The sequence below is a fragment of the Mycobacterium sp. IS-1556 genome (genome assembly GCF_001499985.1).
In the GTDB taxonomy this organism is placed as follows: domain Bacteria; phylum Actinomycetota; class Actinomycetes; order Mycobacteriales; family Mycobacteriaceae; genus Mycobacterium.
Genome location: NZ_LQIM01000039.1, coordinates 232,641 through 253,871 on the forward strand (window position 1 = coordinate 232,641; position 21,231 = coordinate 253,871).

19 protein-coding genes are annotated in these 21,231 nt (G+C 66.5%); 11 read left to right on the forward strand and 8 right to left on the reverse strand.

Annotated features, from left to right (window positions below; all coding sequences use genetic code 11):
* The first annotated feature begins 41 nt into the window (after positions 1-41).
* The 3 genes from AU187_RS21140 to AU187_RS21150 all read left to right on the forward strand — a co-directional run bounded on the left by AU187_RS21140 (position 42) and on the right by AU187_RS21150 (position 2,238).
* Positions 42-959 (forward strand): LysR family transcriptional regulator, encoded by a 918-nt coding sequence (locus AU187_RS21140; RefSeq protein ID WP_059100992.1) that lies wholly within the window; start codon positions 42-44, stop codon positions 957-959.
* 162 nt (positions 960-1,121) lie between these two features.
* Complete coding sequence (locus AU187_RS21145; protein ID WP_156425554.1) at positions 1,122-1,292, forward strand: hypothetical protein; 171 nt, start codon at positions 1,122-1,124, stop codon at positions 1,290-1,292.
* Between the two features lie 148 nt (positions 1,293-1,440).
* Positions 1,441-2,238, forward strand: coding sequence for a SigB/SigF/SigG family RNA polymerase sigma factor (locus tag AU187_RS21150; protein WP_059101146.1), 798 nt, complete (start codon positions 1,441-1,443; stop codon positions 2,236-2,238).
* A gap of 18 nt (positions 2,239-2,256) precedes the next feature.
* On the opposite strand, the gene AU187_RS21155 is transcribed toward AU187_RS21150, so the two are convergent.
* Entirely contained in the window at positions 2,257-2,619 is a 363-nt protein-coding gene (locus AU187_RS21155; RefSeq protein WP_059100994.1) for a Zn-ribbon domain-containing OB-fold protein, read from the reverse strand.
* 88 nt (positions 2,620-2,707) lie between these two features.
* On the opposite strand from AU187_RS21155, the gene AU187_RS21160 reads away from it, so the two are divergent.
* On the forward strand, positions 2,708-3,901 hold the full coding sequence (locus AU187_RS21160; protein ID WP_059100995.1) for a thiolase family protein: 1,194 nt from the start codon (positions 2,708-2,710) through the stop codon (positions 3,899-3,901).
* A 10-nt stretch (positions 3,902-3,911) separates the two neighbouring features.
* Here AU187_RS21160 and AU187_RS21165 read toward each other — a convergent pair whose 3' ends face one another.
* Together AU187_RS21165 and AU187_RS21170 are read right to left on the reverse strand one after the other, a co-directional pair.
* Positions 3,912-4,784 carry an extracellular catalytic domain type 1 short-chain-length polyhydroxyalkanoate depolymerase gene (locus AU187_RS21165; protein ID WP_231740391.1) on the reverse strand — a complete coding sequence of 291 codons (873 nt, stop codon included), beginning with the start codon at positions 4,782-4,784 and terminating at the stop codon, positions 3,912-3,914.
* An 88-nt stretch (positions 4,785-4,872) separates the two neighbouring features.
* Positions 4,873-6,204: an APC family permease gene (locus AU187_RS21170; RefSeq protein WP_059101148.1), complete on the reverse strand. Its 1,332-nt coding sequence runs from the start codon at positions 6,202-6,204 to the stop codon at positions 4,873-4,875.
* A 186-nt stretch (positions 6,205-6,390) separates the two neighbouring features.
* Here AU187_RS21170 and AU187_RS21175 point away from each other — a divergent pair, with 186 nt between their 5' ends.
* On the forward strand, positions 6,391-7,827 hold the full coding sequence (locus AU187_RS21175; protein WP_156425553.1) for a glycoside hydrolase family 183 protein: 1,437 nt from the start codon (positions 6,391-6,393) through the stop codon (positions 7,825-7,827).
* Between the two features lie 508 nt (positions 7,828-8,335).
* Positions 8,336-9,922, forward strand: coding sequence for a hypothetical protein (locus tag AU187_RS25560; RefSeq protein WP_156425552.1), 1,587 nt, complete (start codon positions 8,336-8,338; stop codon positions 9,920-9,922).
* Between the two features lie 125 nt (positions 9,923-10,047).
* Here AU187_RS25560 and AU187_RS21185 read toward each other — a convergent pair whose 3' ends face one another.
* Entirely contained in the window at positions 10,048-11,808 is a 1,761-nt protein-coding gene (locus AU187_RS21185; protein ID WP_059100997.1) for an N-acyl-D-amino-acid deacylase family protein, read from the reverse strand.
* 90 nt (positions 11,809-11,898) lie between these two features.
* On the opposite strand from AU187_RS21185, the gene AU187_RS21190 reads away from it, so the two are divergent.
* Both AU187_RS21190 and AU187_RS21195 read left to right on the forward strand, forming a co-directional pair.
* Positions 11,899-13,233 carry an aromatic ring-hydroxylating oxygenase subunit alpha gene (locus AU187_RS21190; RefSeq protein WP_059100998.1) on the forward strand — a complete coding sequence of 445 codons (1,335 nt, stop codon included), beginning with the start codon at positions 11,899-11,901 and terminating at the stop codon, positions 13,231-13,233.
* A complete protein-coding gene (locus AU187_RS21195) occupies positions 13,205-13,840 on the forward strand; it encodes a TetR/AcrR family transcriptional regulator (RefSeq protein ID WP_059100999.1) in 636 nt (211 codons plus the stop codon). The genes AU187_RS21190 and AU187_RS21195 overlap by 29 nt, the downstream gene beginning before the upstream one ends.
* Before the next feature lie 125 nt (positions 13,841-13,965).
* Here AU187_RS21195 and AU187_RS21200 read toward each other — a convergent pair whose 3' ends face one another.
* Genes AU187_RS21200 through AU187_RS21215 form a run of 4 tightly spaced genes read right to left on the reverse strand, consistent with a single transcriptional unit; the run spans position 13,966 to position 18,844 of the window.
* Positions 13,966-14,388, reverse strand: coding sequence for a Zn-ribbon domain-containing OB-fold protein (locus AU187_RS21200; RefSeq protein ID WP_059101000.1), 423 nt, complete (start codon positions 14,386-14,388; stop codon positions 13,966-13,968).
* A gap of 5 nt (positions 14,389-14,393) precedes the next feature.
* Positions 14,394-15,614 (reverse strand): thiolase family protein, encoded by a 1,221-nt coding sequence (locus AU187_RS21205; RefSeq protein WP_059101001.1) that lies wholly within the window; start codon positions 15,612-15,614, stop codon positions 14,394-14,396.
* Positions 15,615-15,632: 18 nt separating this feature from the next.
* Positions 15,633-17,846: an acyl-CoA dehydrogenase family protein gene (locus AU187_RS21210; protein WP_059101002.1), complete on the reverse strand. Its 2,214-nt coding sequence runs from the start codon at positions 17,844-17,846 to the stop codon at positions 15,633-15,635.
* Positions 17,843-18,844, reverse strand: coding sequence for an NAD-dependent epimerase/dehydratase family protein (locus AU187_RS21215; protein ID WP_059101003.1), 1,002 nt, complete (start codon positions 18,842-18,844; stop codon positions 17,843-17,845). Before AU187_RS21215 ends, AU187_RS21210 begins: the two co-directional genes overlap by 4 nt.
* 103 nt (positions 18,845-18,947) lie before the next feature.
* On the opposite strand from AU187_RS21215, the gene AU187_RS21220 reads away from it, so the two are divergent.
* The 3 genes from AU187_RS21220 (at position 18,948) to AU187_RS21230 (ending at position 20,978) form a co-directional block, all read left to right on the forward strand.
* Positions 18,948-19,520, forward strand: coding sequence for a TetR/AcrR family transcriptional regulator (locus tag AU187_RS21220; RefSeq protein ID WP_059101004.1), 573 nt, complete (start codon positions 18,948-18,950; stop codon positions 19,518-19,520).
* A complete protein-coding gene (locus AU187_RS21225; protein ID WP_082683933.1) occupies positions 19,517-20,383 on the forward strand; it encodes an alpha/beta fold hydrolase in 867 nt (288 codons plus the stop codon). Before AU187_RS21220 ends, AU187_RS21225 begins: the two co-directional genes overlap by 4 nt.
* A gap of 142 nt (positions 20,384-20,525) precedes the next feature.
* Positions 20,526-20,978 (forward strand): hypothetical protein, encoded by a 453-nt coding sequence (locus AU187_RS21230; protein WP_059101005.1) that lies wholly within the window; start codon positions 20,526-20,528, stop codon positions 20,976-20,978.
* Positions 20,979-21,231: the final 253 nt, after the last annotated feature.

The following is a 21,231-nucleotide window of genomic DNA, read 5'->3' on the forward strand; positions in this document are numbered from 1 at the left end:
CATATTTGGAACAGCGGCGATCGAGAGGATGCGTAAACGCAGTGGAGCAGAACCTGCCGTTCGACGTGGACGCGCTGCTGATCTTCGGCAAGGTCGTGGAGAACCGAAGCCTATCGAAGGCCGCGGCACTGCTCGGTATGCCGAAGTCGACGGTCAGCCGCAAGCTGGCCAAGTTGGAGTCCGACCTCGGCATCAAGTTGCTGCGCAAGAACACCCACCAGCTCACCGTCACCGATCTCGGCGAGAAGGTGTACGGCCACGCGGTCAACATCCTGGCCGAGGCCAACGGTGTCCGCGCGCTCGTGGAGGGCAGCCGACAGGAACCCCGCGGGGAGTTGCGGGTGGCGATCCCGGTCTTCGTCGGCATCGATTACGCGTCGCGGGTCGGTGCGGCGTTTCTGCGGCACTATCCGAACTCGCGGTTGGACATCCGGTTGGTCGACAGCATGGTCGACCCGATCCGGGACGGGTTCGACGTGGTGTTCAGCACCGGCCCGCTGCAGGACTCCACGCTGATCGCCCGCAAGGTGTTCAGCCTCGAGCTGTTCCTCTGCGCTTCACCGCAATTCGTCGCAGGCCTATCCGTGCCGATCACCGATCCGGCGCAGTTGAACGCCCTTCCGTTCATCGACTTCGGATTCGGCGGGCCTCGCCGGCTTGCGGTCACCGGCCAGCATGGGCGATGCGAACTGACACCACCAGTCCGCGCGCGTGCAAACAACTTTCAAGTGTGCAAGCAGTACATCTTGCAGGGGCTCGGCGTCGGTGCGATGCCCACCCAGATCATCTGCACCAACGAGTTGCGCGACGGCAGCATCGTGCCGGTGCTGTCCGACTGGCACCTCGATCCGCTCGACGTGCACATGATCTACCCCTTCGAGTTGTCTTTTTCGACGCTCATCAGCGCGTTCTACGAGACCGCCTGCGAGATCATCGTCGAGAACATCGCGCGAGCGTGACGTCACCGCCCGCAAGCATTTCCTTGGAGAGCGAACAGCAGCAGGCGACGGCCGCCGGGCGCGAGGTCCGGCACGTAGCTTGCCCGCCGTGCCGGTGACGGCCGAGAGCGCGATTCGACGATCGGCGTTGCTAAACGGCCGTCGGTGGGTATGCCTGGGGCCATGGATGCCGACACGTTGATCGCGATGGCTGGGCTGACGGCCCTGGGTGCCGCGGTATTGACGGGCGCGATCTGGGACAGCCCGCTGGTCAGCGCGCCCGCGCGGCTGGGACGGCAACAGCGCCCGTACGGCCGGCACGCGATGCCTGTCCCGGCAACGAGCAAGCGGTGAGACTCGCAGTTTGACGGCGCGCGGACCTGTCGAGGTCGCGTCGGCGATGTTTCGCCACACCGTCCGAACGGGTAAACCGCTTCAACCGCAGGTTCAGATCCGAGTCCTGTGACCAGTACGAAAAGGTCGCAAGTAAGGAGCCTGTGTGGTGTCAGAGCCGAGATCCGAATACGCGGACGTGACGGGCATGTTCCACCGCCTCAAGGCGCTCGACGAGGAATCCGTCGCCTACCGGCGTCAACGAGAGGCGATTGTCGAACGGACTCTGCCCCTCGCCGACCACGTCGCACGTCGATACCGCAATCGCGGTGAGCCGATCGACGACTTGGTGCAGGCGGCGCGCGTCGGGTTGGTGAACGCGGTCAACCGTTTCGACCCCGAGAACGGCGCCGATTTCCTGTCCTTCGCGATCCCCACGATCATGGGCGAGGTGCGTCGCCACTTCCGTGACTACGGCTGGGCGGTGAAGGTGCCGCGGCGGCTCAAGGATCTGCAGGGTCAACTGGTGAAGGTGCGCGCCGAGCTGTCACAGCAGGTCGGGCGCGCGCCGACCCCGTCAGAAGTTGCCCGGCATCTCGGTATCGAACGCGAAGCGGTGATGGAAGCAACGATCGCCAGCAGCAACTACTCGACCTTGTCGACCGACATCCAGACCTCGGCCGACGACGAGTACCGCTCCGTGGGTGACACCCTGGGCGACATCGATCCCAACATCGACAAGGTGGTCGACCTCGAGACCGTACGACCGCTGATCGCCGCGTTACCCGAGCGCGAGAAGAAGGTGTTGGTGCTGCGGTTCTTCGAAAGCATGACGCAGACCCAGATCGCCGAACGCATGGGCTATTCGCAGATGCATGTCTCGCGACTGCTCGCGCAGGCGCTTCGCCGACTTCGCGAGCAGGTGGGCGAGACCGCGCCGGTGCCTCACCTCAAGCGGGGCGCGTAGGCCGCCGTCACAGCCAACTCACTCCCGCGGAGCGAACACGGGAGCGAAACCTTCGCCGTCAAAGCGGTGTTGGAACCGCATCTCGACCGGCAGGCCGACGCGGACCGAATCCGGTTCGCAGTCCACGATGTTCGTCGCGATACGCAGATCAGGCTGCTCGTCGAGTTCCACGATCGCGATGACATAGGGCACGGGGATGGCGGGATTGAACGGCTGGTGGTTGACGGTATAGGTGAACACCGTGCCGCGGCCCGACACCGGACACGAGACGAGCTCCGCCCCGCAGTCGGGGCAGTCTGCGGCCGGCGGCGACACCCACCGCTCGCAGGGCTCGCATCGAGTGATCAGCAGTTGCCCACCGGGACGCGCCTCATCAGGCATGGTTGAAAAGTACAGTCTGCACTGATTGGTGTCACAGACAGATTTCCGCGCCGCGGAAGTCCAAGCGAGACGACGGGGCGGTGGCGGGTTGAGCAGCTTCGAGAAAGACGCGATTTTCAGCGGCCTCGGCATCTCCCGGATCGGAAGGCGCACCGGGATCCCCGGTTTGGATCTGACGATGGAGGCGGTCCGGGCCGCCATCGCCGATGCCGGCCTGACCGCCGACGATATCGACGGAGTCGTCACATTCGGCGACACACCGGTGGCCGACGTCGTTGCGGCGCTTGGCAATCGGGCCGCCGATCAAGGCTATGGGTTTGCCACCGGTGGTGTGCTCACTCCGGTGATGTCGGCGATGTTGGCGGTATCCGAGCGGCGCGCCCGGCATGTGCTGGTCTACCGGACCGTGCATATGCTCGGCGGGACGATGACGCAACCTTCGCCGACTTCCGAGCCCAATCCACTGGCCAACCCGCCCGTCGAGCCACGCAGAGCCGGCGCGCGGCGAAAACTCGGGCCGTTCGACGACATCGATGAGTTGCTGGCCGCGCACGCCTACTCGGCGGCGAACTGGCTGGCACTGCACTGCAGGCGGCACATGGAGCTGTATGGGACGACTAAGGAACAGCTGGGCTGGCTGGCGATCAACAGTAGACGCAATGCCGGGCTCAATCCGCTTGCCGTTTACCGAGATCCGATGACGATGGATGACTATCTGGCGTCGCGGTCGGTGTCCACTCCGTTCGGGCTGTTCGACTGCGACGTGCCGGTCGACGGATCGATCGCGTTCGTGATCTCCCATGCCGACTTCGCGCGGGACTGCCCAAACCCTGCAGTGGGCGTGCAAGCGGTTGGCGGAGCTTATGGTTCAGGTGGCTGGTTTCACCGCGACGACTTTCCGAAGATGGCGTCCGCCGAAGCCGCGGACGAGATGTGGTCACGCACCGACTTGACACCGTCCGACGTCGACGTGGCCGAGCTCTACGACGGATTCACTTTTCTCACGTTCGCTTGGCTGGAAGCGCTACGGCTGTGCGGGGAGGGCGAGGCGGGCCCGTTCGTCGAAGGGGCGTCCCGGATCGCGCTCGACGGGACACTGCCCCTCAACACCTACGGAGGTCAACTGTCAGCGGGCCGCATGCACGGTTACTGGCTGCTGCACGAGGCGTGTCTGCAGCTTCGCGGGCAGGCCGGTGAGCGGCAACTGGCGCGCCGTCCCGAGGTTGCCGTCGCCGCGGCCGGCGGTGGACCGATCGCCGGCTGTCTGCTGCTGACCTGCTGAAGGCGTTCGTTCACCTGCCGTGGGAGGCGAAGAACTGGCCGGTGGACTGCGACGCGTCGAACGGGGCGAATGGACCACCCGGCCAGACGTGGGCACCTCCGTCGATCTGCACGAACACCACCTCGGCTCCACCCGCGCAACCGGCGGCCGTGAACCGGTGAACGTTTCCCTGTACTTCGTCGACCGGCGGTGGGCAACCGTTCACCTCGCGCCACCGCTGCGCCATCGCCGGCGCCGCGACGATCTCGCTGGGTCCCCCACGGCCGACCATCGGTCCACCCCCGAACGGCACGACGGGGTCCGCCGTTCCGTGCACCGCCAGCACGGAAACCGGTTGCGACGGCGCGCACGGGAATCCCGCTGCCAACGTGCCTGCGACGGGTGCCACGGCGGCGAAGACGTCGGCGCGTTCGCACGCCAGCCGCGAAGCCATGAAGGCGCCCGCCGACGTCCCGGTGGCGAACACGCGGCCGGGTTCGACGCCGTACTCCTGACGGAGTCGATCTACAAGCGCGACAAGGAAACCCACGTCGTCGACGCCTTGTCGGTCGGGAATGGAGGCGCCGCGCCCATCGGCCCAGCTGAGATCGACGCCATCGGGATAGGCCACGACGAAGCCGTACTGATCGGCGATCGCGTTGTAGTTGGTCGCCGCGGCCTGCGCGGGTCCGGTCATCCCGGCGCCGTGCAAGTTGAGCACGAGTCCGGCCGGACGATCGAGCCCGGGCGGGGCGTGCACCTGATACGTGCGGTTCACCCCGCCGATCATCAGCGCGCCCGCGGCGTCGCCCCCGGGGAACGCTGACGCCCGTCCACTGCCATAGCCGAAAAGACAAACCAGAACTGTCAGGACGGCCGTCGTCCGGATGATCAACTCGCCCACCCCTTTGATAGCTGTTGACCGCGAACGTAATGCACCGGTGTAACCCAATGCGCGCGAACGCAGTTCTTCCTTGTCGTCAGCTTCGTCGTCAGCGTCGCGTCGCCGCGCGGGCCGCCAGATGAAGCACCGCGCCCACCGCCACCAGGATCGCGCCGTAGAGCCACACCTTCGCGGTCTGTTGGGTCAGCAGCAGCACGCAGGACGCCACGCCGAGCACCGGCACCGCCGTCCACACCTGAAAGTGCGGATGCTCGACCCGGTCTCGGCGCAGTACCAGCACCGCCACGTTCGTCGAGATGAAAACGACCAACAACAGCAGGACCACCGTCTCGGCGAGCGTGGACAGATCGCCGATCAGGCTGAGCAACATCGCGACCGCGGTCGTCGCCACGATCGCCGTCCACGGGGTGCGCCGGCGCGGCAGCACGCGAGCGAGCACGCTGGGCAGCAGGCCGTGCTCTGCCATGCCGTAGGTGAGCCTGCTCGCCATGATCATCGTGAGCAGCGCGCCGTTGGCTACTGCGACGAGCGCGACCGCGCTGAAGAACCAGTCGGGTACGCCCACGCCCGCCGCCTGCACCACTTCGAGCAACGGTCCCGAGGACTTCGACAGCTCATCGGCTGGCAATGCCGTCGCGCTCGCCAGCCCGACCAGTGCGTAGAGGACGCCGGCGGTGATGAGCGCGCTGAACAGCGCGGCTGGGTACACCTTGCTCGGGTTGCGGATCTCCTCGGCGACGTTGGCCGAGGTCTCGAAGCCGACGAAGGAGTAGTACGCGACGATCGCCGCGCTGAGGATCGCCAGCGCCGGCGTCGCGCCGTCGGGGAACTGGCTGATCCTGCCGACGTCGCCGCGGCCGGCGCCGACCATGACCGAGACCGCGATGACGACGATCAGCAGACCGGTCAACTCGATCACCGTCATGACCACGTTGCTCTTGACCGACTCGCTGATGCCCCGTGCGTTGAGGCAGGCGATCAGCGCAAGAAACGCGATCGCCGCAGGCACGGCCGGAATGTCGACGAACGTCGCGAGGTAGTCACCGGCAAAGGCCAACGCCAAGCCGGCCGCACTGGTCACGCCCGCGGCGAGCATGCAGAACCCCATCAGGAACGACAGCGCGGGTCGACCGAACGCGCGCTCTGCGAACACCGCTGCGCCACCGGCCTTGGGATACTTGGTCACGAGTTCGGCGTAGGAACCGGCCGTGAGCAGCGCGAGCAACAGCGCCACGAGCAGCGGCGCCCACAGCACCCCGCCCACGTCCTCGGCCAACACTCCCATCAGCGCGTAGATGCCGGCACCGAGCACGTCGCCGAGGATGAACAGGAACAGCAGCGGGCCGGTGATGCGCCGTTTGAGCTTGCCTCCGGTCGACTCGTCCGAATCGCTGGTCTGCGCCTTCGCCGCGGAGGTCATGCCGCTTTTGATACCCCGCGCGACCGGTAAGCACACCGCGCGCAGCTGCGTCGAAGCCGCAGGTTGCGACACGGTCACGGATGGATACCCATCCGTGAACGAAGATCACAAGAGTCACTTTATTCACTAACGTCACATCCGCCATCGCAGACGTCTGCCTGACGTCCGCCTTCAGAAAGGTGTGACATGTCGCCGCGTCCGCGAATCGCCTCCATGTCGGTGGCATCGACAGCCGTGATCGGGTTGAGCTTCGTGCTGGGCGTGGCCGCGCCGGCGACGGCCGAACCCTGCACCGGCGCCGCGGCGGCCGCACAACCACCCGCGGCACCGAACACCGAAGCGACGCCTGCGCTGCCGGGCGGGCCACCGGTCGGCCACCGGCCGCGTGGCACCAACGAGGAGGCGCCCTCGCCTCGCCTCGGACGGCTGCCCGCAGAGATCCTCAACTCGCTGTCGCCCCGTTCGGCGACCGTGGAGCAGCAGGCAGACGTGCGGCCGAGCCCGCCCCCGCCGAGCGCCGACCAACCTGCGGCCCAACAGGTTCCGGCCGCCACAGCCCCGACACCGCCCCCACCACCTGCTCCGCCGGGCACGACGCTAGTGGGCTGGGTGACCGGCCCGGAGAGCCCGAACAACACCGTCGGGCGGTTCGCGATCACCGGCACCGACCTCGGGATCATGTGGGACAACGGCGATCCCGGCAATCGCCAGGTGCTGATGGCCTTCGGCGACACCTACGGCTACTGCAGCGTGCGCGGTCAGCAGTGGCGGTACAACACGCTTTTCCGTACCCAGGACGGCGCACTCTCCAAGACGATCGCAATACCCGACGGCGTGCTCGCCAACCGGTACTCCGGTTCGCCGCTGTGGGCGCCGGGTCTCTCCAAGCAGATCATCAACAGCACCAAGTGGGCGGACAGCGAGAAGGGCATCATCCCGACCGCGGGTGTCGCCGTCGGCGGCAAGCAGTACGTGAATTTCATGTCCATCAAGAGCTGGGACAGCGACGGGCGGTGGACGACGAACTTCTCGGCCATCGCGGTCTCTCCAGATAACGGCGAGCGTTGGGGTGTCTACCCCGGCAGCGTGCGCACACCTCGCGAGGGCGGCGTCGAAGGGGCGGCGTATGTCCGCGGTAACGAGAACTTCCAACAGGCCGCGTTTCTTCGACCCGGCCCGGGCGACCCCTACCTCTATATGTTCGGGACACCGGCCGGTCGCGGCGGTGCCGCGTACGTGTCACGCGTTCCGCAGGGGGCGGTACCCGACCCCAATCGATACGAGTACTGGAACGCCGAGCAGAACGCTTGGGTGCCAAGGGATCCCGGTGCGGCCACGTCGGTGATCCCCGGCCCGGTGGGGGAAATGTCCGCCCAGTTCAACAGCTATCTCAAGCAGTACCTGGTGGTGTACTGCAACGGCGCCAACGATGTCGTCGCGCGGACGGCGCCCGCCCCGCAGGGGCCGTGGGGGCCCGAGCAGTTGCTGGTGCGCTCCGCTGAGATTCCCGGCGGAATCTATGCGCCGTTCCTGCATCCGTGGTCGACCGGCAAGGAGCTGTATTACAACCTGTCGTTGTGGTCGGCGTACAACGTGATGTTGATGCGCACCGTCCTGCCGTGACCTTGACCATCGCGGCTCACCTCTGACGACGCCGTCTGGGCACCTGTCGTCTGTCGGCTACGGCGTGCATCCAGACAAGGCGAAAGATCATAGAGCGTTACCGACCACTTTGCTTACCGCGGGTGCCCCAGTGGGACGATTGGACACAGGGCTAAGTCTTTTTCCTGGGTCGGTAACCTCCCGCCGAGATGTCGAGCGTCGCCGCAGCAACTCGATGACACACTCGGCAGCAGATCGTGGGCCCGGACGTGGCGAAGGTCACCTGCGCGCGCGAGGACGTAGCTACCTACGACGGGTGACTCTGGTGTAAATTATCGCTCGGTCGCTGCGTGACTTGGCAATTACCGTGCTTCAGCAGCGATATCACTGCGTCTAGGCCTCCGCGCCATCGCTGGATCGGCCCGCAAGTCACATCCTGATTAGTTCAGCGAACCACTTGCGCCTAAGGATAGCCTCAGCTAATCTTCAGCAGCCATCTGGCAAATTCCCAGGCACAACAGGAGACAACGTGCAACTCGCAGTTCATGCCGACTCGCCGGTTTACGATCTCTCGCCTAGTTACTCACCGTCGACTCGTCGCAGCTCGAAGTTGTTGGTTGCTGGCGTCGCGATGGCAAGTGCCGGCGTGATCGCGGTCAGCCCCGTAGCCCCACCGATGCCCAATATTCAGGACATCCAGGAGCGCGTCGCGCAGGCGGCGGTCCAGCTCACGGCGGCCACCAATCCGCTCCTCGTGTGGCAGCAGACCATCGCCAACACGTTCGCAAGCCTGGAGACCCTGGGCGAGGGCTCCACCGAGGCGACGGCCAATCTGGTGGAGGCGCTGAGCACTGGCTATATCTTCCACGAAGTCGCGAACGTCTTGATTCAGAACACCCTGAACCCGCGTCCTCTGCTGGAACAGTTCGTCAATTTCAACTCGAACTTCGGGCCGGTGATCAGTAAGGCCCTCTCGGACACCGTCAACGGACTGGCGACGGCGGCTGAGCAGTTCCCGGGCGTGGTGACCGAGTCACTCACCTACCTGTCGCAGGGCCAGTTCGTTGAGGCGTTCTCCGAGATCAACGGCTGGTTCGTGCTTAGGGTATTGGGCGGGATACGCCCGCTGATTCCGATCTTCTCCATCCCCGGGCAGTTCGTGGATGCCCTCCCAGGCACGGAGAAACTGGACGATCTGCTCAACGTCGTGTCCGAGTTCGGGCTCACCAAGGCCATTTTCGAACCAGTGCTCGGCGGGATCCTCCAATCGGCGGAGCTGCTTGACGCAACGCGGGCCGCGTTGGAAGCGGGGAATTTTGAGGACGCCGCCGCCAACCTGGTGAACCTGCCGGTACTGGCGATCAACGCGCTTGTCAATGGATTCACGCCGGCCACCTCTCCCTCAGAGTGGCAGGGTCTGCTCGACCGTGGTCTTATCTCCTACCTTGCGGTCACGCTGCCCAACCAGATTGCCGAGGCAATCAAGCCCCCTGCTCCGACTGAGTCGACCTTCGGCGTACAAGGCGGCCCGTCCGAGTTCAGCTTCGGCGGTGGTGACGCCTTTGCGATCAACGTCGGCAACGACGTCACCGGCGAAGGTTCCAATGACAGCACCGGCGAAGGAACCGGCACCGGCGAAGGCGAAAGCACCGGCACGGGCGAAGGCGAGGCCACCGGCGAAGGCGAAAGCACCGGCGAAGGTTCCGGCGAAGGCACCGGCACGGGCGAAGGCGAAGGAACCGGCACGGGCACGGGCACGGGCGAGGGCGAGGGCACGGGCAGCGATACCAGCACCGGCTCAAACAGCAACACCGGCACCGGCAGCAACACGTCGGGCATCAGCACGAGCAGGGGCGAGGGCAACGGCACGGGCTCGAACAACAGCACCGGAACGGGCTCGAACAGCAACTCCAACTCGGGCAGCAACACCGGCTCGAACTCGGGTAGCAACACCGGCTCGAACAACGGCACCGGTTCGAACAGCAGCACGGGCTCCGGCTCGGGCACAGGTAGCGGCTCCAACTCCGGCAGCGCGGGCTCCGGCTCGGGCACGGGTAGTGGCTCCGGCTCGGGCGGCGGCTCCGGCTCGGGCGGCGGCTCGGACAGCAGCAGCTAAGTAAGTAGGAAAGTGGCGGCCCCCTCGGCAACGAGGGGGCCGTCGCTCGTACATGGGTGAATCGGGATCAATACAGCTGCATCACTTTTCGCGTCTGCCGAGGCATAGGCGCCACGCGGACCTGCTCAGCGGGCGCCGCGCACCAACCGACCGGGCCGCGCGCCGGTGTCCACGCTGTCGCGACGAGTCACCACGCCACTGACGATCGTCGCGCTGTAGCCGCTGGCGCCCTGGACGAGGCGCTGGCCGCCGGCTGGCAGGTCGTACGCCATTTTTGCCGGATGCAAGGTCAGCGCCGCCATGTCGATGACGTTGATGTCGGCCTTCTTGCCGGTTTGAATGACGCCACGGTCGGTGAGCCCGAACAGTTGGGCGGTGTCGTGGGATTGCTTGCGCACCAAGTACTCCAGCGGCAACTTTTCGCCGCGGTTACGATCGCGCGCCCAGTGTGTAAGCAGGAATGTCGGGTACGACGCGTCGCAGATCATGCCGCAGTGCGCGCCGCCGTCGGACAATCCGACCACGCCGGCCGGATGCAGCAACATCTCCCGGATGGCGTCGTGGTTACCGTAGAAGTAGTTGTAGAACGGCAGCATCAGCATGGCCGTCGCGTTGTCCTCGAGCATCAGGTCATAGAGCGTCGACAACGGGTCTTCCCCACGGTCACTGGCGATCTTCTCGACGGTGCGTTCGACGGTCGGCTCGTAGTCAGGCGGGTCGCCCAGCGCATAGATACGCCCGAGCGAGTACTGCACGAGCGCGAACATGTTGTCGAACAACACATTCGGGTCGGGTGGCAAGTCCTCTTCGGCCAGAATCGCGGACTTGACCGCCGGATCGGCTAGGCGCTGCGCCAACTCCTCCCGGCTGTGTTCGGCCTTCAGCCGGCGGAAGGTCGGCCGGTGGGTGAACGCGTGATGTCCCGGGAAGCCGAACAGCATCCCGAATGGGCGCGCCGCGATCTGCGGGTACAGCTGGCTGCCCGCCGCATGCGCTTCGGCCGAGATGTCCAATTGCTCGCGCCACAGATCGGGCGCCGCGTCGACCTGGATCATCCCGAACGAGATTGGTCGGTCGATCTCCGCGGCGAGGCGCTTCATCCACTCCAATTCCTTCTTCGGCGCGATGATGTCCTCACCCGCGACGCCTTGCGGCGCCAACTCGAAGACCGCCCGCCCGCCTGCGGCCATGGCGCGACCGAGTCCGAACAGCTCGTCCTCGGCGGCGAAGGTTCCCGGCACCGGCTCGCCGTCGATGGCGCGGTGGCCCAGGGTCCGCGACGTCGAGAACCCCAGCGCGCCCGCCTCGATGCCTTCCTGCACCAGGCGAGCCATGGCCGCGATGTCGTCGGGTGTGGCGGGCTCGTTGCGGGCACCGCGCTCGCCCATTGCATACGCCCGAACCGCGCCGTGGGCGATCTGACTACCGACGTCGATCGCGAATTCCTGCTTTCCGACGACGTCGAGGTATTCGGGATAGCTCTCCCATCCCCACGAGATGCCCTCGGTGAGCGCGGTGCCGGGAATGTCCTCGACACCCTCCATCAAGCCGATCAGCCACTCTTCCTTGCCCGGCCGCACCGGGGCGAACCCGACACCGCAGTTGCCGGTGACGACGGTGGTCACTCCGTGTCCGCTGGAGGGCTCGAGCGCGCTGTCCCAACTGACCTGACCGTCGTAGTGCGTATGGATGTCGACGAAGCCGGGCGCGACGATCTTCCCGGTCGCGTCGATGGTCTCGGCGGCCGGGCCGTTCAGCGGCGGATCGCCCGGGCCGCGGCGACGGAGCTCGACGATCTTGCCGTCCTTGACGGCAACGTCGGCGTCGAACCGCGGCTCGCCCGTACCGTCGACGACGGTTCCTCCGGTGATCTTGAGGTCGTACACGATTGCTCCTCCGAATGCGGGTGCGGGCCGTTAGGATTCGCACTGTAACACCGTTACAGAGCGGTGGCGCCGACTTGGAGGGAACATTTCGTGACGCACACGCAGAGCGTCCGGCGCGAGGATGCGATCGGCACGCCGCCGGCGCGGCCGACCCTCGTGCCCGCGGAGCGGTACTACTCGCCGGCGTTCGCTCAACTCGAGGCCGAACGGATGTGGCCGCGGGTCTGGCAGGTTGCCTGCACCGTCGACCATGTGGCCGAGCCCGGCGACTACTTCGAATACCGGTGCGGGCGCTACTCGGTGCTCGTCGTGCGCGGCGACGACGGAACGTTGCGCGCCTTCCAGAACGTGTGTCGCCACCGTGGCAACTCAGTGTGCTCGGGCTCCGGTGCGGGCTTGCGCGAACTGCGGTGCCGATACCACGGATGGACCTGGGATCTCGACGGTGCGCTGCGGCGGGTGCCGAACCGCAAAGGCTTCGGCGCGCTGCGCATGGCTGACTTCCCGCTGGTGCGCGCCGCTGTCGACACCTGGGAGCGGCTGGTCTTCGTCAACCTCGACGTCGATGCGATGCCGCTGCTCGACTATCTGGAAGCGATACCGCGTGACGTCGAGTGGTGCGGGCTCGGCGACTTTCGTTGCTACGCCACCATGACGGTCGAGGTCGACGCGAACTGGAAGACGATCGCCGACGGATACAGCGAGACCTACCACATTCAGACCCTTCATCCGGAATTGCACCGGTGCATGGACGATGTGTTTGCGCCGCAGACGATTTGGGGGCACACCGGCAAATCGGAACAGCTCTACGGCGTCCCGAGCCCGCAGCTCAACGAGCGACTGACCGACAGCGACGTGTGGGACGCCTACGTCAGTACCCAGGGTGCGCTGATGGGCGTCGAAGAGGGCACCCCGCTGCCCGATGAGCACGAACCCGGCGCGTCGGTGGCCGATGTCATCGCCGCACGAACCCGCGCGTTCGCCGCCTCACGCGGCGTCGATCTCAGCTGGGCCGACACCGACCAGCTGATGCGGCTGCACCAGTACAACGTGTTCCCGAACATGACGCTGCTGATGAACGCCGACCATCTGACCGTGATGACGTCGCATCCCGGACCCGACCCCGACCACGGCGAGCTGGTCATGCTGTTGTGGATGCGGATGCCGCCGGGCGCCTCACGCGCCAAACCCGTCGACGTGCGCATGACCGCGGCCGAGGCGCACCCGGGCCTCGTTCTCACCCAGGACATCTCGGTGCTGGCCGGACTGCAGCGGGGTCTGCACCAGCCCGGCTTCACCCACCTGACACTGTCCAGCGAGGAGCGTCGGGTGATCAACATGCACCGCAACCTGGAGCGCTACCTCGACCTGCCGCAGTCCGACCGGATGACCGGGGGTGAACCCGTTGACCCGCCCGACCGGTAAGGAAGCGATCAGCGCGGCGGTGGTCCTCGACACGGCGGCGCGGATGCTCGAAACGGACGGCGTGCAGGCCTTCTCGATGCGTGGCTTGGCCGACGCGCTCGGCGTGGCGGTGACGTCGATCTACTGGCATGTCGGAGGACGGGACAAGCTGTTCGACAGCCTGGTGGACCGGCTGGTCGACGAGATGGCGCATCTCCCGGCCGAGGGCGACACCGCCGTCGATCGCATCGCCTCGCTTGCGCACGCTCAGCGGCGCGTGCTCATCGACCGGCAACACCTGCTTGCAATCGCACACGAGCGCGACAAGACGCCGCGATTGTTCCTGCCGGTTCAGCAGGCGTTGGCGACGCAGCTCGCCGAGCTGGGCGTCACGGGAACCGACGCCGCGCTGGTGCTGCGATCGGTGGAGGTGCACGTCATATCGTCTGCGGTGATGCAGTTCTCAGCCGTGCGCGGGGAGAAGCACGACGAAGAGGATCCGTCGCTGTGGACCGACGAATGGCCCGACCGGGCGTTGGTCGAGGCACTGCAGTCGCCGACCGACTACGACGCCGTGTTCGCCTACGCGTTGGATGCGCTGCTGGCGCCGCTGCGACGGACGAACTAGTCGTATTACCTGGCAATGCTATCGACGAGATTGCACTCAGGGCTGCGATGACCACCCCACGACCCTCGGTGCAATCTCGACCGTAGGAGCTGCCGCACACTTGGCGCAGCTCTCCTCTGAACGCATCAGCGCGGCGGCTCGGCAGGCTCGTAGCGCAGCATCGTGACGTCGTGTTCCGGGTAGTCGCAGAACACCGGCCGTACCCGCATGCCGATCTTCAGGTCCGCGGGGTCGACGTTGACAAGCTCGGTCGAAAAGCGTGGTCCTTCATCCCATTCGACGATCGCGAGCAGTTGCGGTACCGCGTCGGCGAAATGCGGCCCGACCGGGCGGCGCGCCACCGTGTAGGTGTAGAGCGTGCCCGTGCCGGAGATCTCGCGCCACTCGAGGTCATCGGCGAGCGTGCGCGGCGCCCGCACCCGTGGATAGAAGACGTAGGCATCCGCTGACGGCGAGTACTGGATCACGATGTGATGCCGCCTCAGCGCGTCCCAAAACGGCGCAGTCGTCGGCGTTTTGACCGGCATCGGTCTTTCGAAGGTGGTCATGGCTATCAATCTCCTTCGAGGATCAGCGCGGTCTGTTCGGACAGGATTCCGCCGTTGCCCGTCACGAACGCGCGGTTGCAGTCGGCGACTTGCGCGGCGGCGGCTCGGCCCATGATCTGCCGGGTGGCGTCGCAGACATGGTGCATGCCACCCGCCAATCCCGCCTGGCCGAAGCCGAGTTGGCCGCCGGCGGTGTTGAGCGGGAAATCGCCGCGGAACGTCAGGTCGTGGTCGGCGACGAACTGCATGCCCTTGCCCTTGTCACAGAAGCCGGCATCCTCCAGCGACAGCAGCACCGTGATCGTGTAGCAGTCGTAGATCGACACCATGTCCATGTCGTCGCGGGTGAGTCCGGTCATCGCGAAGGCGGTTTCAGCGGCTTCGACGATCGGCGTATGCAGCAGATCAGCGGCGTACGTCGGGGTCTTGAACGGCACGTGCTCGCCGAAGCCCTTGACCCACACCGGCCGGTTGCAGGCCCGCTTGGCGACGTCGGCGTTGGCGATCACCACCGCGGCGCCGCCGACGCATGGCATGACGATCTCGAGCATGTGCAGCGGGTCGGCGATCACCGGGCTGGCGAGCACGTCATCGACGGTGAGCGGCTTGTCCTTCCAGATCGCTCCGTCGGTGTGGTTGGCATTGACCCGCTGGTCCACCACGATCTTGGCCATCGCCCGCTCGTCGTAGCCGTACACCGCGCCGTAGCGGGTGGCGACCTGGCCGTATGGACCGTTCTGTCCCAGATTGCCGTACGGGATCTCGAATTCGGCCTGTGGGGAACCGTACTGATTGCTCGACGACCCGAAGAACACGGCGTCCACCAACGGTTTCGGCTTCTTGTCCGACGTCGGCGTGATGTAGCGGGCAGGCAGCGCACACAGCACCACGTCACAAATGCCGAGTTCGACGGCAGCGGCCGCCCGCCACACCATGGCTGCGGCGCTGGCCCCGCCGAGGTCCACGAGCTCGGCGAAGTTGGCTCCCACCCCGAGGTATTCGGCGATGGTCGAAGGCACGAAGATCTCTGACTCGGCCAGGTGCGAGGTGACGATGCCGTTGACGAGTTCACCCGACAGGCCGGCGTCGGCCAGTGCCGCGGCACCGAGTTCGGCCCACTGCTCGAGGGTGAACGGCGCGGGTCTACCGCTTGCCGCGGCCTGGTTCATCCGCTCCGGCGATAGTTCGACGTATCCGACGATCGCTGCTTCGCCGCGTAATCCCATGTGCTGTCCTTCGATTGGTTACTTGCGCGGAAGACCGAGAATCATCTGAGCGATGATGTTCAGCTGGATTTCCTTGGTGCCTCCGCCGATCAACTCCGCGGGCACGCGTAGATAAGGCTGCACAACGTCGGAGTCGATGGCCATCGCGAGCCGGCCCGTCGACCCCAGCGTGGCCGCAAATGTCCGGCGCAGAAGTACGTTCATCGCGACCTTGGCGATACTGGAGGCCGGCCCGGAGCCCTGCCCTTCGAGCAACCGTATGGTTTCCCGCACGCCCAGCGCCTTGATCGCGTTGGCGTAGGCGTCCAGCTCGCCGAGTTCACGCACAACGTCGTCGTGCTCCTCTTCTGCGGCGAGCCGACGCAGGGGTGCCGCCCGGTCGTACTGGACGTAGCCACTGATGGCCGAGCGCTCCTCGGCCATCGTGGCGATGGCCAGCGCCCATCCCCCGGTGGGTTCGCCGAGCAGCATCTCGTCGGGCACGAACACGTCGTCGAGAAAGACTTCGTTGAACTCCTGCTCGCCGCTGGCCTGTTTGATCGGCTGGACCTCGATACCCTCCGACCGCATGTCCACGATGAAGTAGCCGATTCCGCGGTGCTTGGCGGCGGCGGGATCTGTTCGGGCCAACAGCGCTCCGAAGTCCGCCCGATGTGCCGACGACGTCCAGATCTTGTGTCCGTTGACACGCCAGCCGCCGTCGACCTTGGTCGCCCGCGTCGACAGCGCGGCGAGGTCCGAACCCGCTCCGGGCTCGCTGAACAGCTGGCACCATGCGAGTTCTCCCCGCTGGGTTGCGGGAATGAGCCGCTCCTGCAGAGCTTTTGACCCGGCCTTGATCAGTGACGGCAGGATCCACTCGGCGATGCTCAGGGACGGACGCACCATGGCGGGGCGCTTGCCGAATTCCTCGTCGATGATCAGTTGCTGAAGCGGGCTGGCGTCGATGCCCCACGGCGGCGGCCAGTGCGGAGCGATCAGCCCCGCCTCGGCGATCGCCGTCCGTTGCGGCCCGGCGGCGAAGTGCTCGTAGTCGCCCTGGCGTCCCGGGCTGTCATTGCGCAAGGCGGCGGCCGCGTCCAGCGCCGCGGCAACACTGGCCCGGAACTGCGATTCGGCATCGCCCAGGTCGACCGAGAAGTCGCGCTGCTGCGTCGTGGTCACCTCGCCGAGTCGCCGGGCCCAGCGGCTTCTCGGTCCGATCGACGCGGCCAGGCTGGTGGCACGCCGCCAGTACAGATGCAGGTCATGCTCCCACGTGAAACCGATCGCGCCGAACATGGTCAGCGTGTCGAGCGCGAGGTCCGGGCACGGCGCAACCGCCATCAGTGCTGCGCCGGCCGCGGCCATCCGATGCTGGTCGAGCGGTTCGCCTGCCGCCCGAACGGCGTCCCACGTTGCGGCGCTGGCCAACTCGCTGTTGACCAACAGCATCGCCGCGTTGTGCTGGAGCGCCTGGAACGTTCCGATGAGCTTGCCGAACTGCTCGCGGGTGCGCAGGTGTGCGGTCGCGGCTTCCACGCACCACTGTGCAATTCCCGCGGCCATGCTCGCGGTCAGCGCGGTGGCGAGGTATTCGGCCCGCCCGGCGTCGATGCCGTGCAGAACTTCGGCGCGCTCGACCGGATATTCGGCGAGGCGCATCATGCCGAGGTCGGTCAACAGGTCGGTACCAGCGACGGATTCGACCACGACGGCCGGGTGCGCTGTATCGACGGCGGCCCAGATCGTGTCCCCGTCCTCGGTGACAGCACACACCAAAGCGGTCGCAGCAGAGCATATTCCGGACGCCAAGCCCGAGCCGCCGGAGATCAGCCACCGGTCGCCGTCGCGGCCGGCGGTGAACTGCGAGTCCCGTGGCAGCACCACCACAGCCGCTACGCCCCCGGCCAGACACCTCAGAAGCGCTTCGGCCGACGGCGACTGTTCGGCGAGCGATACGACCGCGCCCGTCGTCACCGTGGGCAACAGCGGGCCGGGCAACGACGCCTTGCCCGCCGCCTCGAGCACACAGGCCGCGTCGATCAGCTCGCCGCCCTGACCTCCGTAGCGCTCCGGTAGGTGCACGGCGTGAAAACCGCTGGCACAGAATTCCTCCCACCACGGCGGAAGGTGGCCTTGCGCCAGCAGATCGAAAGCCTCGCGCGTGGCGGCTATCGGAGCCCGGCGCGCGGCGAACTGGCCGACCGAGGCGCTGAGCTCGCGTTGTTCGGGGGTGAGCGCCAGGGTCATCGGGCCGCCCTGCTCGTGCGACGCGTTTCGACGAAGAAGCGGGCCGCGGCGACGATCGCATCAGAGGTGGGCGACGGGTTCCAGCCGAGTTCGTGGACCGCCTTTGCATGATTCAGCGGGGTCATGATGTGCATCAACCGGATGTTCAGTGGGGTCAGCTTGGTGTCATGTCCGCGGAGCTTGGCAATCCAGCTGTTCGGGTAGCTGGCCGCGGCCATGACCGGGATCGGTACCCGCCGCCGAGGCGGCGTCACACCCACTGCCGTACAGCCGATTTCGTGCACCTCGCGGGTGCTCATCCAGCGTTCGGAGACGATGTACCGCTCGCCGACGCGGCCTCTCTCCCCCGCCAGTACAAGGGCACGGGCGGCGTCCTCGATGCCGACCACCTCGGCCTCGTAACCGTCGATGTAGAACGGCATCTTGCCGTGCACGGCCGCGGACAGCAGCGCGCCATGCGGCGTCGGTACCCAGTCACCGGGACCGAAGGTGTTCGCCACGCACATCGCGACGGCCGGCAGCCCGTTCTCGGCGCTGTAGCGCAGCACCATTCGCTCGGCCTGCACCCGGCTGCGAATGTAGTCCCCGCCGATGTCGAGCCAGTTGTGCGCGGTGGCCTCATCGGCGAGCCCGTCCTTCGACCGCCCGATCGTGCCGATCGAACTGGTGAACACGAAGCGCTCCAGGTCGGCCTCGACGGCGACATCGAGCACGCCGCGTAGTCCATCGACGTTGGTGCGCCACAGCGGTGTCGGATCGAGCAGCCAGGGGCGGGCGTCGACCACGCAGTAGTACACGACGTCGCAGCCACGCATCGCCTCACGCACGCTCTCGAGGTCGAAGATGTCGCCGTGGCGAATCTCGACCGGGAGCTCGTCGATACCCCGCGTCGAACTGGTCGCTCGGATCAACACGCGCACGTCGTCCCCGCGCGCGACCAACTGCTTGGTGACGTGCGAGCCCAGGAATCCGCTGGCACCGATCACGAGCTTCTTCATCCACTTCTCGCTCTATCCGAAAGTAGCGAGACGGACCGTCTCGTCTTGCCAAGACTAGGTGTTGCTGTCACCATCTGTAAAGCCGTCAGATGCGGAGTAGGCAATGACCACCCCTGTGAGCGCTCCCCGCCGTCGCAACGAGAAGTCGCGGCTGGCGATCGTCACCGCCACGAAGGAGATCCTGCTCGAGCGCGGATTCGACGGTTTGAGCATCGAGGCCGTCGCCGCGCGCGCGGGCGTCGGGAAACAGACGATCTACCGCTGGTGGCCCAGCCGACCGGCGCTGGTCGCCGATGTCCTGCTCGAAGACGCCGACAAGATCCTGCGGCCCGTTGACCGTACCGACGATCTCATCGCCGACCTCACTCGGTGGTCCGGCCGACTGGCGGCGACACTCACCACCGAACGGGGGAACGCCATGCTGCGAATCCTCACCGTGGCGGCCATGGAGCACGAGGACATCAAGGCGCGTATGCAAGTCGGTTTCAGCGCACCCTTGCACGAGAGCGTCAATGCGCGGCTGGCGGCCGACGGCCTTGATCCCGCCACCTCGCAAGCGGCGGCCGACGCCATCGTCGGCGGCATCGTCTACGGGATCCTCAGCGAGGGCCGCTCGTTCCGTCGGAGCCGAGCCGAGACCATCACCCGGACTGTCATCGCGGGTGCTGCGCTGTGAAGCCGTCTCCCGACGTGTTGCGCGTCGTCGGCGCCGACGGGGTGACGATCGTCGCCGACCGTCTCGGCGACCCCGATGCGCCGGCGGCCGTCTTCCTGCACGGCGGCGGTCAGACGAGACGATCCTGGGGCCGGGCGGCGGCCGCGGTGGCCGAACGCGGTTGGCAGGCAGTCACTGTCGACTTCCGCGGGCACGGCGAGTCGGACTGGTCGGCCGACGGCGACTACCGCGTCACCACTTTCGCCGAGGACGTCCTCGAAGTGCTCCGACGGCTGCCCGATCGGCCCGTCATCGTCGGTGCTTCGCTCGGTGGATTCACTGCGATGCTGCTCGCCGGCGAACTCGTACCGGGCGCCGTGCGGGCGATCGTGCTCGTCGACATCGTGCCGGACATGAACGAGTCCGGCGCGTCGCGCATCCACGATTTCATGGCCGAACGGATGACCTCGGGGTTCGCGTCGCTTGATGAGGTCGCCGACATGATCCAGCAGTACAACCCGCACCGACCCCGACCAACCGATCTCGACGGGCTTCGCACCAACCTGCGCGAGCGCGACGGTCGCTGGTATTGGCATTGGGACCCGAAGTTCATCGACGGCACCGCGGCGCTGCCCCCGATCGAGGTGACCGAGGTCGACAGGATGCACACCGCGGTCGAAACAATTCTGCGCAACGGCATTCCGATGCTCCTGGTGCGAGGCCAGATGAGCGATCTCGTCACCCAGGAGCGCGCCGACGAGTTCCTCGCCCGCTTCCCCGCGGTCGAGTTCGTCGACGTCGGCGGGGCCGGGCATATGGTCGCCGGCGACCGCAACGACCTGTTCGCCGACGCGGTCGTCGACTTCCTCGCCCGTCACAGCTGACGCACCTTGGACACCGACGCCTCGCGCGCCGACGCCTGAGCCATAGGCCCGGCCTTTTCACGCTCTTCTGTGTTCACCCAAGCGGTGTATAACGCCTACTTACGGGTAATTGACTAAGGGTTAACGAGCGCGAGGAGTTCCGATGAACATCGTTTCCGCGGCCACCCGAGCAGTGACCAAGACGGCTGATGTGACGACTGCGGCGGCGGGAGCGATCGGCGGTGCCGCCATCAGCGGTGCAGTCGGCGCGCTGCAGGGCGCGGCGTCCGGGGTCCGAACGGGCCTCGACAACGGCAGCCGGTCTTCTGCAGCGGCGGCACTCACGATCGGGGCCATCGGCGCCGTCGGACTGGTCGAGTGGCCGGTACTGCTGACGGTCGGCGGAACCGCACTTGTGCTGCATCAGCTTTCGCAACGCGCCGGCGATTCCGGCGACGCCGAACCGGTGCTGCGCTCAGTTCCGTCCTCGTCAGGTGGCCCGCGTAAAACCTCGGCTGCTTCGAAGACGAGCACCCGCAGGGCCACCAAGTCGAACACCCGTCGGTCGCGCCCGACAAAGAAGGCGACGGCGGCGCGTCGCACGACCAAGAAGTGAGTCTTCTCGGAAGGTTGGTCGAAAGCGCCACGACAGTCGTCACCGCGCCGATCGGGTTGGCGGCCGGATCCGCGCGTAACCTTGCCGGCGCGCTGCCGTCGCCCGAAGCGCTGACTGCACTCGGAGCCGCCGTCAAAGAGCTCGCCGGAGGCCGGCCGAGCCGGCGGTGTTGGCGCAACGGCGACCGATGCTGGATCGAACTTCGCGGCCTGGACGGTGACAACGGCAAGGCGCTCGGTAAAGCAGTGCTCAA

What these genes read in the sequence shown, in the direction of transcription:
- AU187_RS21155 (WP_059100994.1), bottom strand. Translation starts at nt 2,619, where the DNA reads ATGCCTGATGAGGCGCGTCCCGGTGGGCAACTGCTGATCACTCGATGC.
- AU187_RS21220 (WP_059101004.1), top strand. Translation starts at nt 18,948, where the DNA reads ATGACCACCCCTGTGAGCGCTCCCCGCCGTCGCAACGAGAAGTCGCGG.
- AU187_RS21200 (WP_059101000.1), bottom strand. Translation starts at nt 14,388, where the DNA reads ATGACCACCTTCGAAAGACCGATGCCGGTCAAAACGCCGACGACTGCG.
- AU187_RS21175 (WP_156425553.1), top strand. Translation starts at nt 6,391, where the DNA reads ATGTCGCCGCGTCCGCGAATCGCCTCCATGTCGGTGGCATCGACAGCC.
- AU187_RS21210 (WP_059101002.1), bottom strand. Translation starts at nt 17,846, where the DNA reads ATGACCCTGGCGCTCACCCCCGAACAACGCGAGCTCAGCGCCTCGGTC.
- AU187_RS21205 (WP_059101001.1), bottom strand. Translation starts at nt 15,614, where the DNA reads ATGGGATTACGCGGCGAAGCAGCGATCGTCGGATACGTCGAACTATCG.
- AU187_RS21170 (WP_059101148.1), bottom strand. Translation starts at nt 6,204, where the DNA reads ATGACCTCCGCGGCGAAGGCGCAGACCAGCGATTCGGACGAGTCGACC.
- AU187_RS21215 (WP_059101003.1), bottom strand. Translation starts at nt 18,844, where the DNA reads ATGAAGAAGCTCGTGATCGGTGCCAGCGGATTCCTGGGCTCGCACGTC.
- AU187_RS21145 (WP_156425554.1), top strand. Translation starts at nt 1,122, where the DNA reads ATGGATGCCGACACGTTGATCGCGATGGCTGGGCTGACGGCCCTGGGT.
- AU187_RS21230 (WP_059101005.1), top strand. Translation starts at nt 20,526, where the DNA reads ATGAACATCGTTTCCGCGGCCACCCGAGCAGTGACCAAGACGGCTGAT.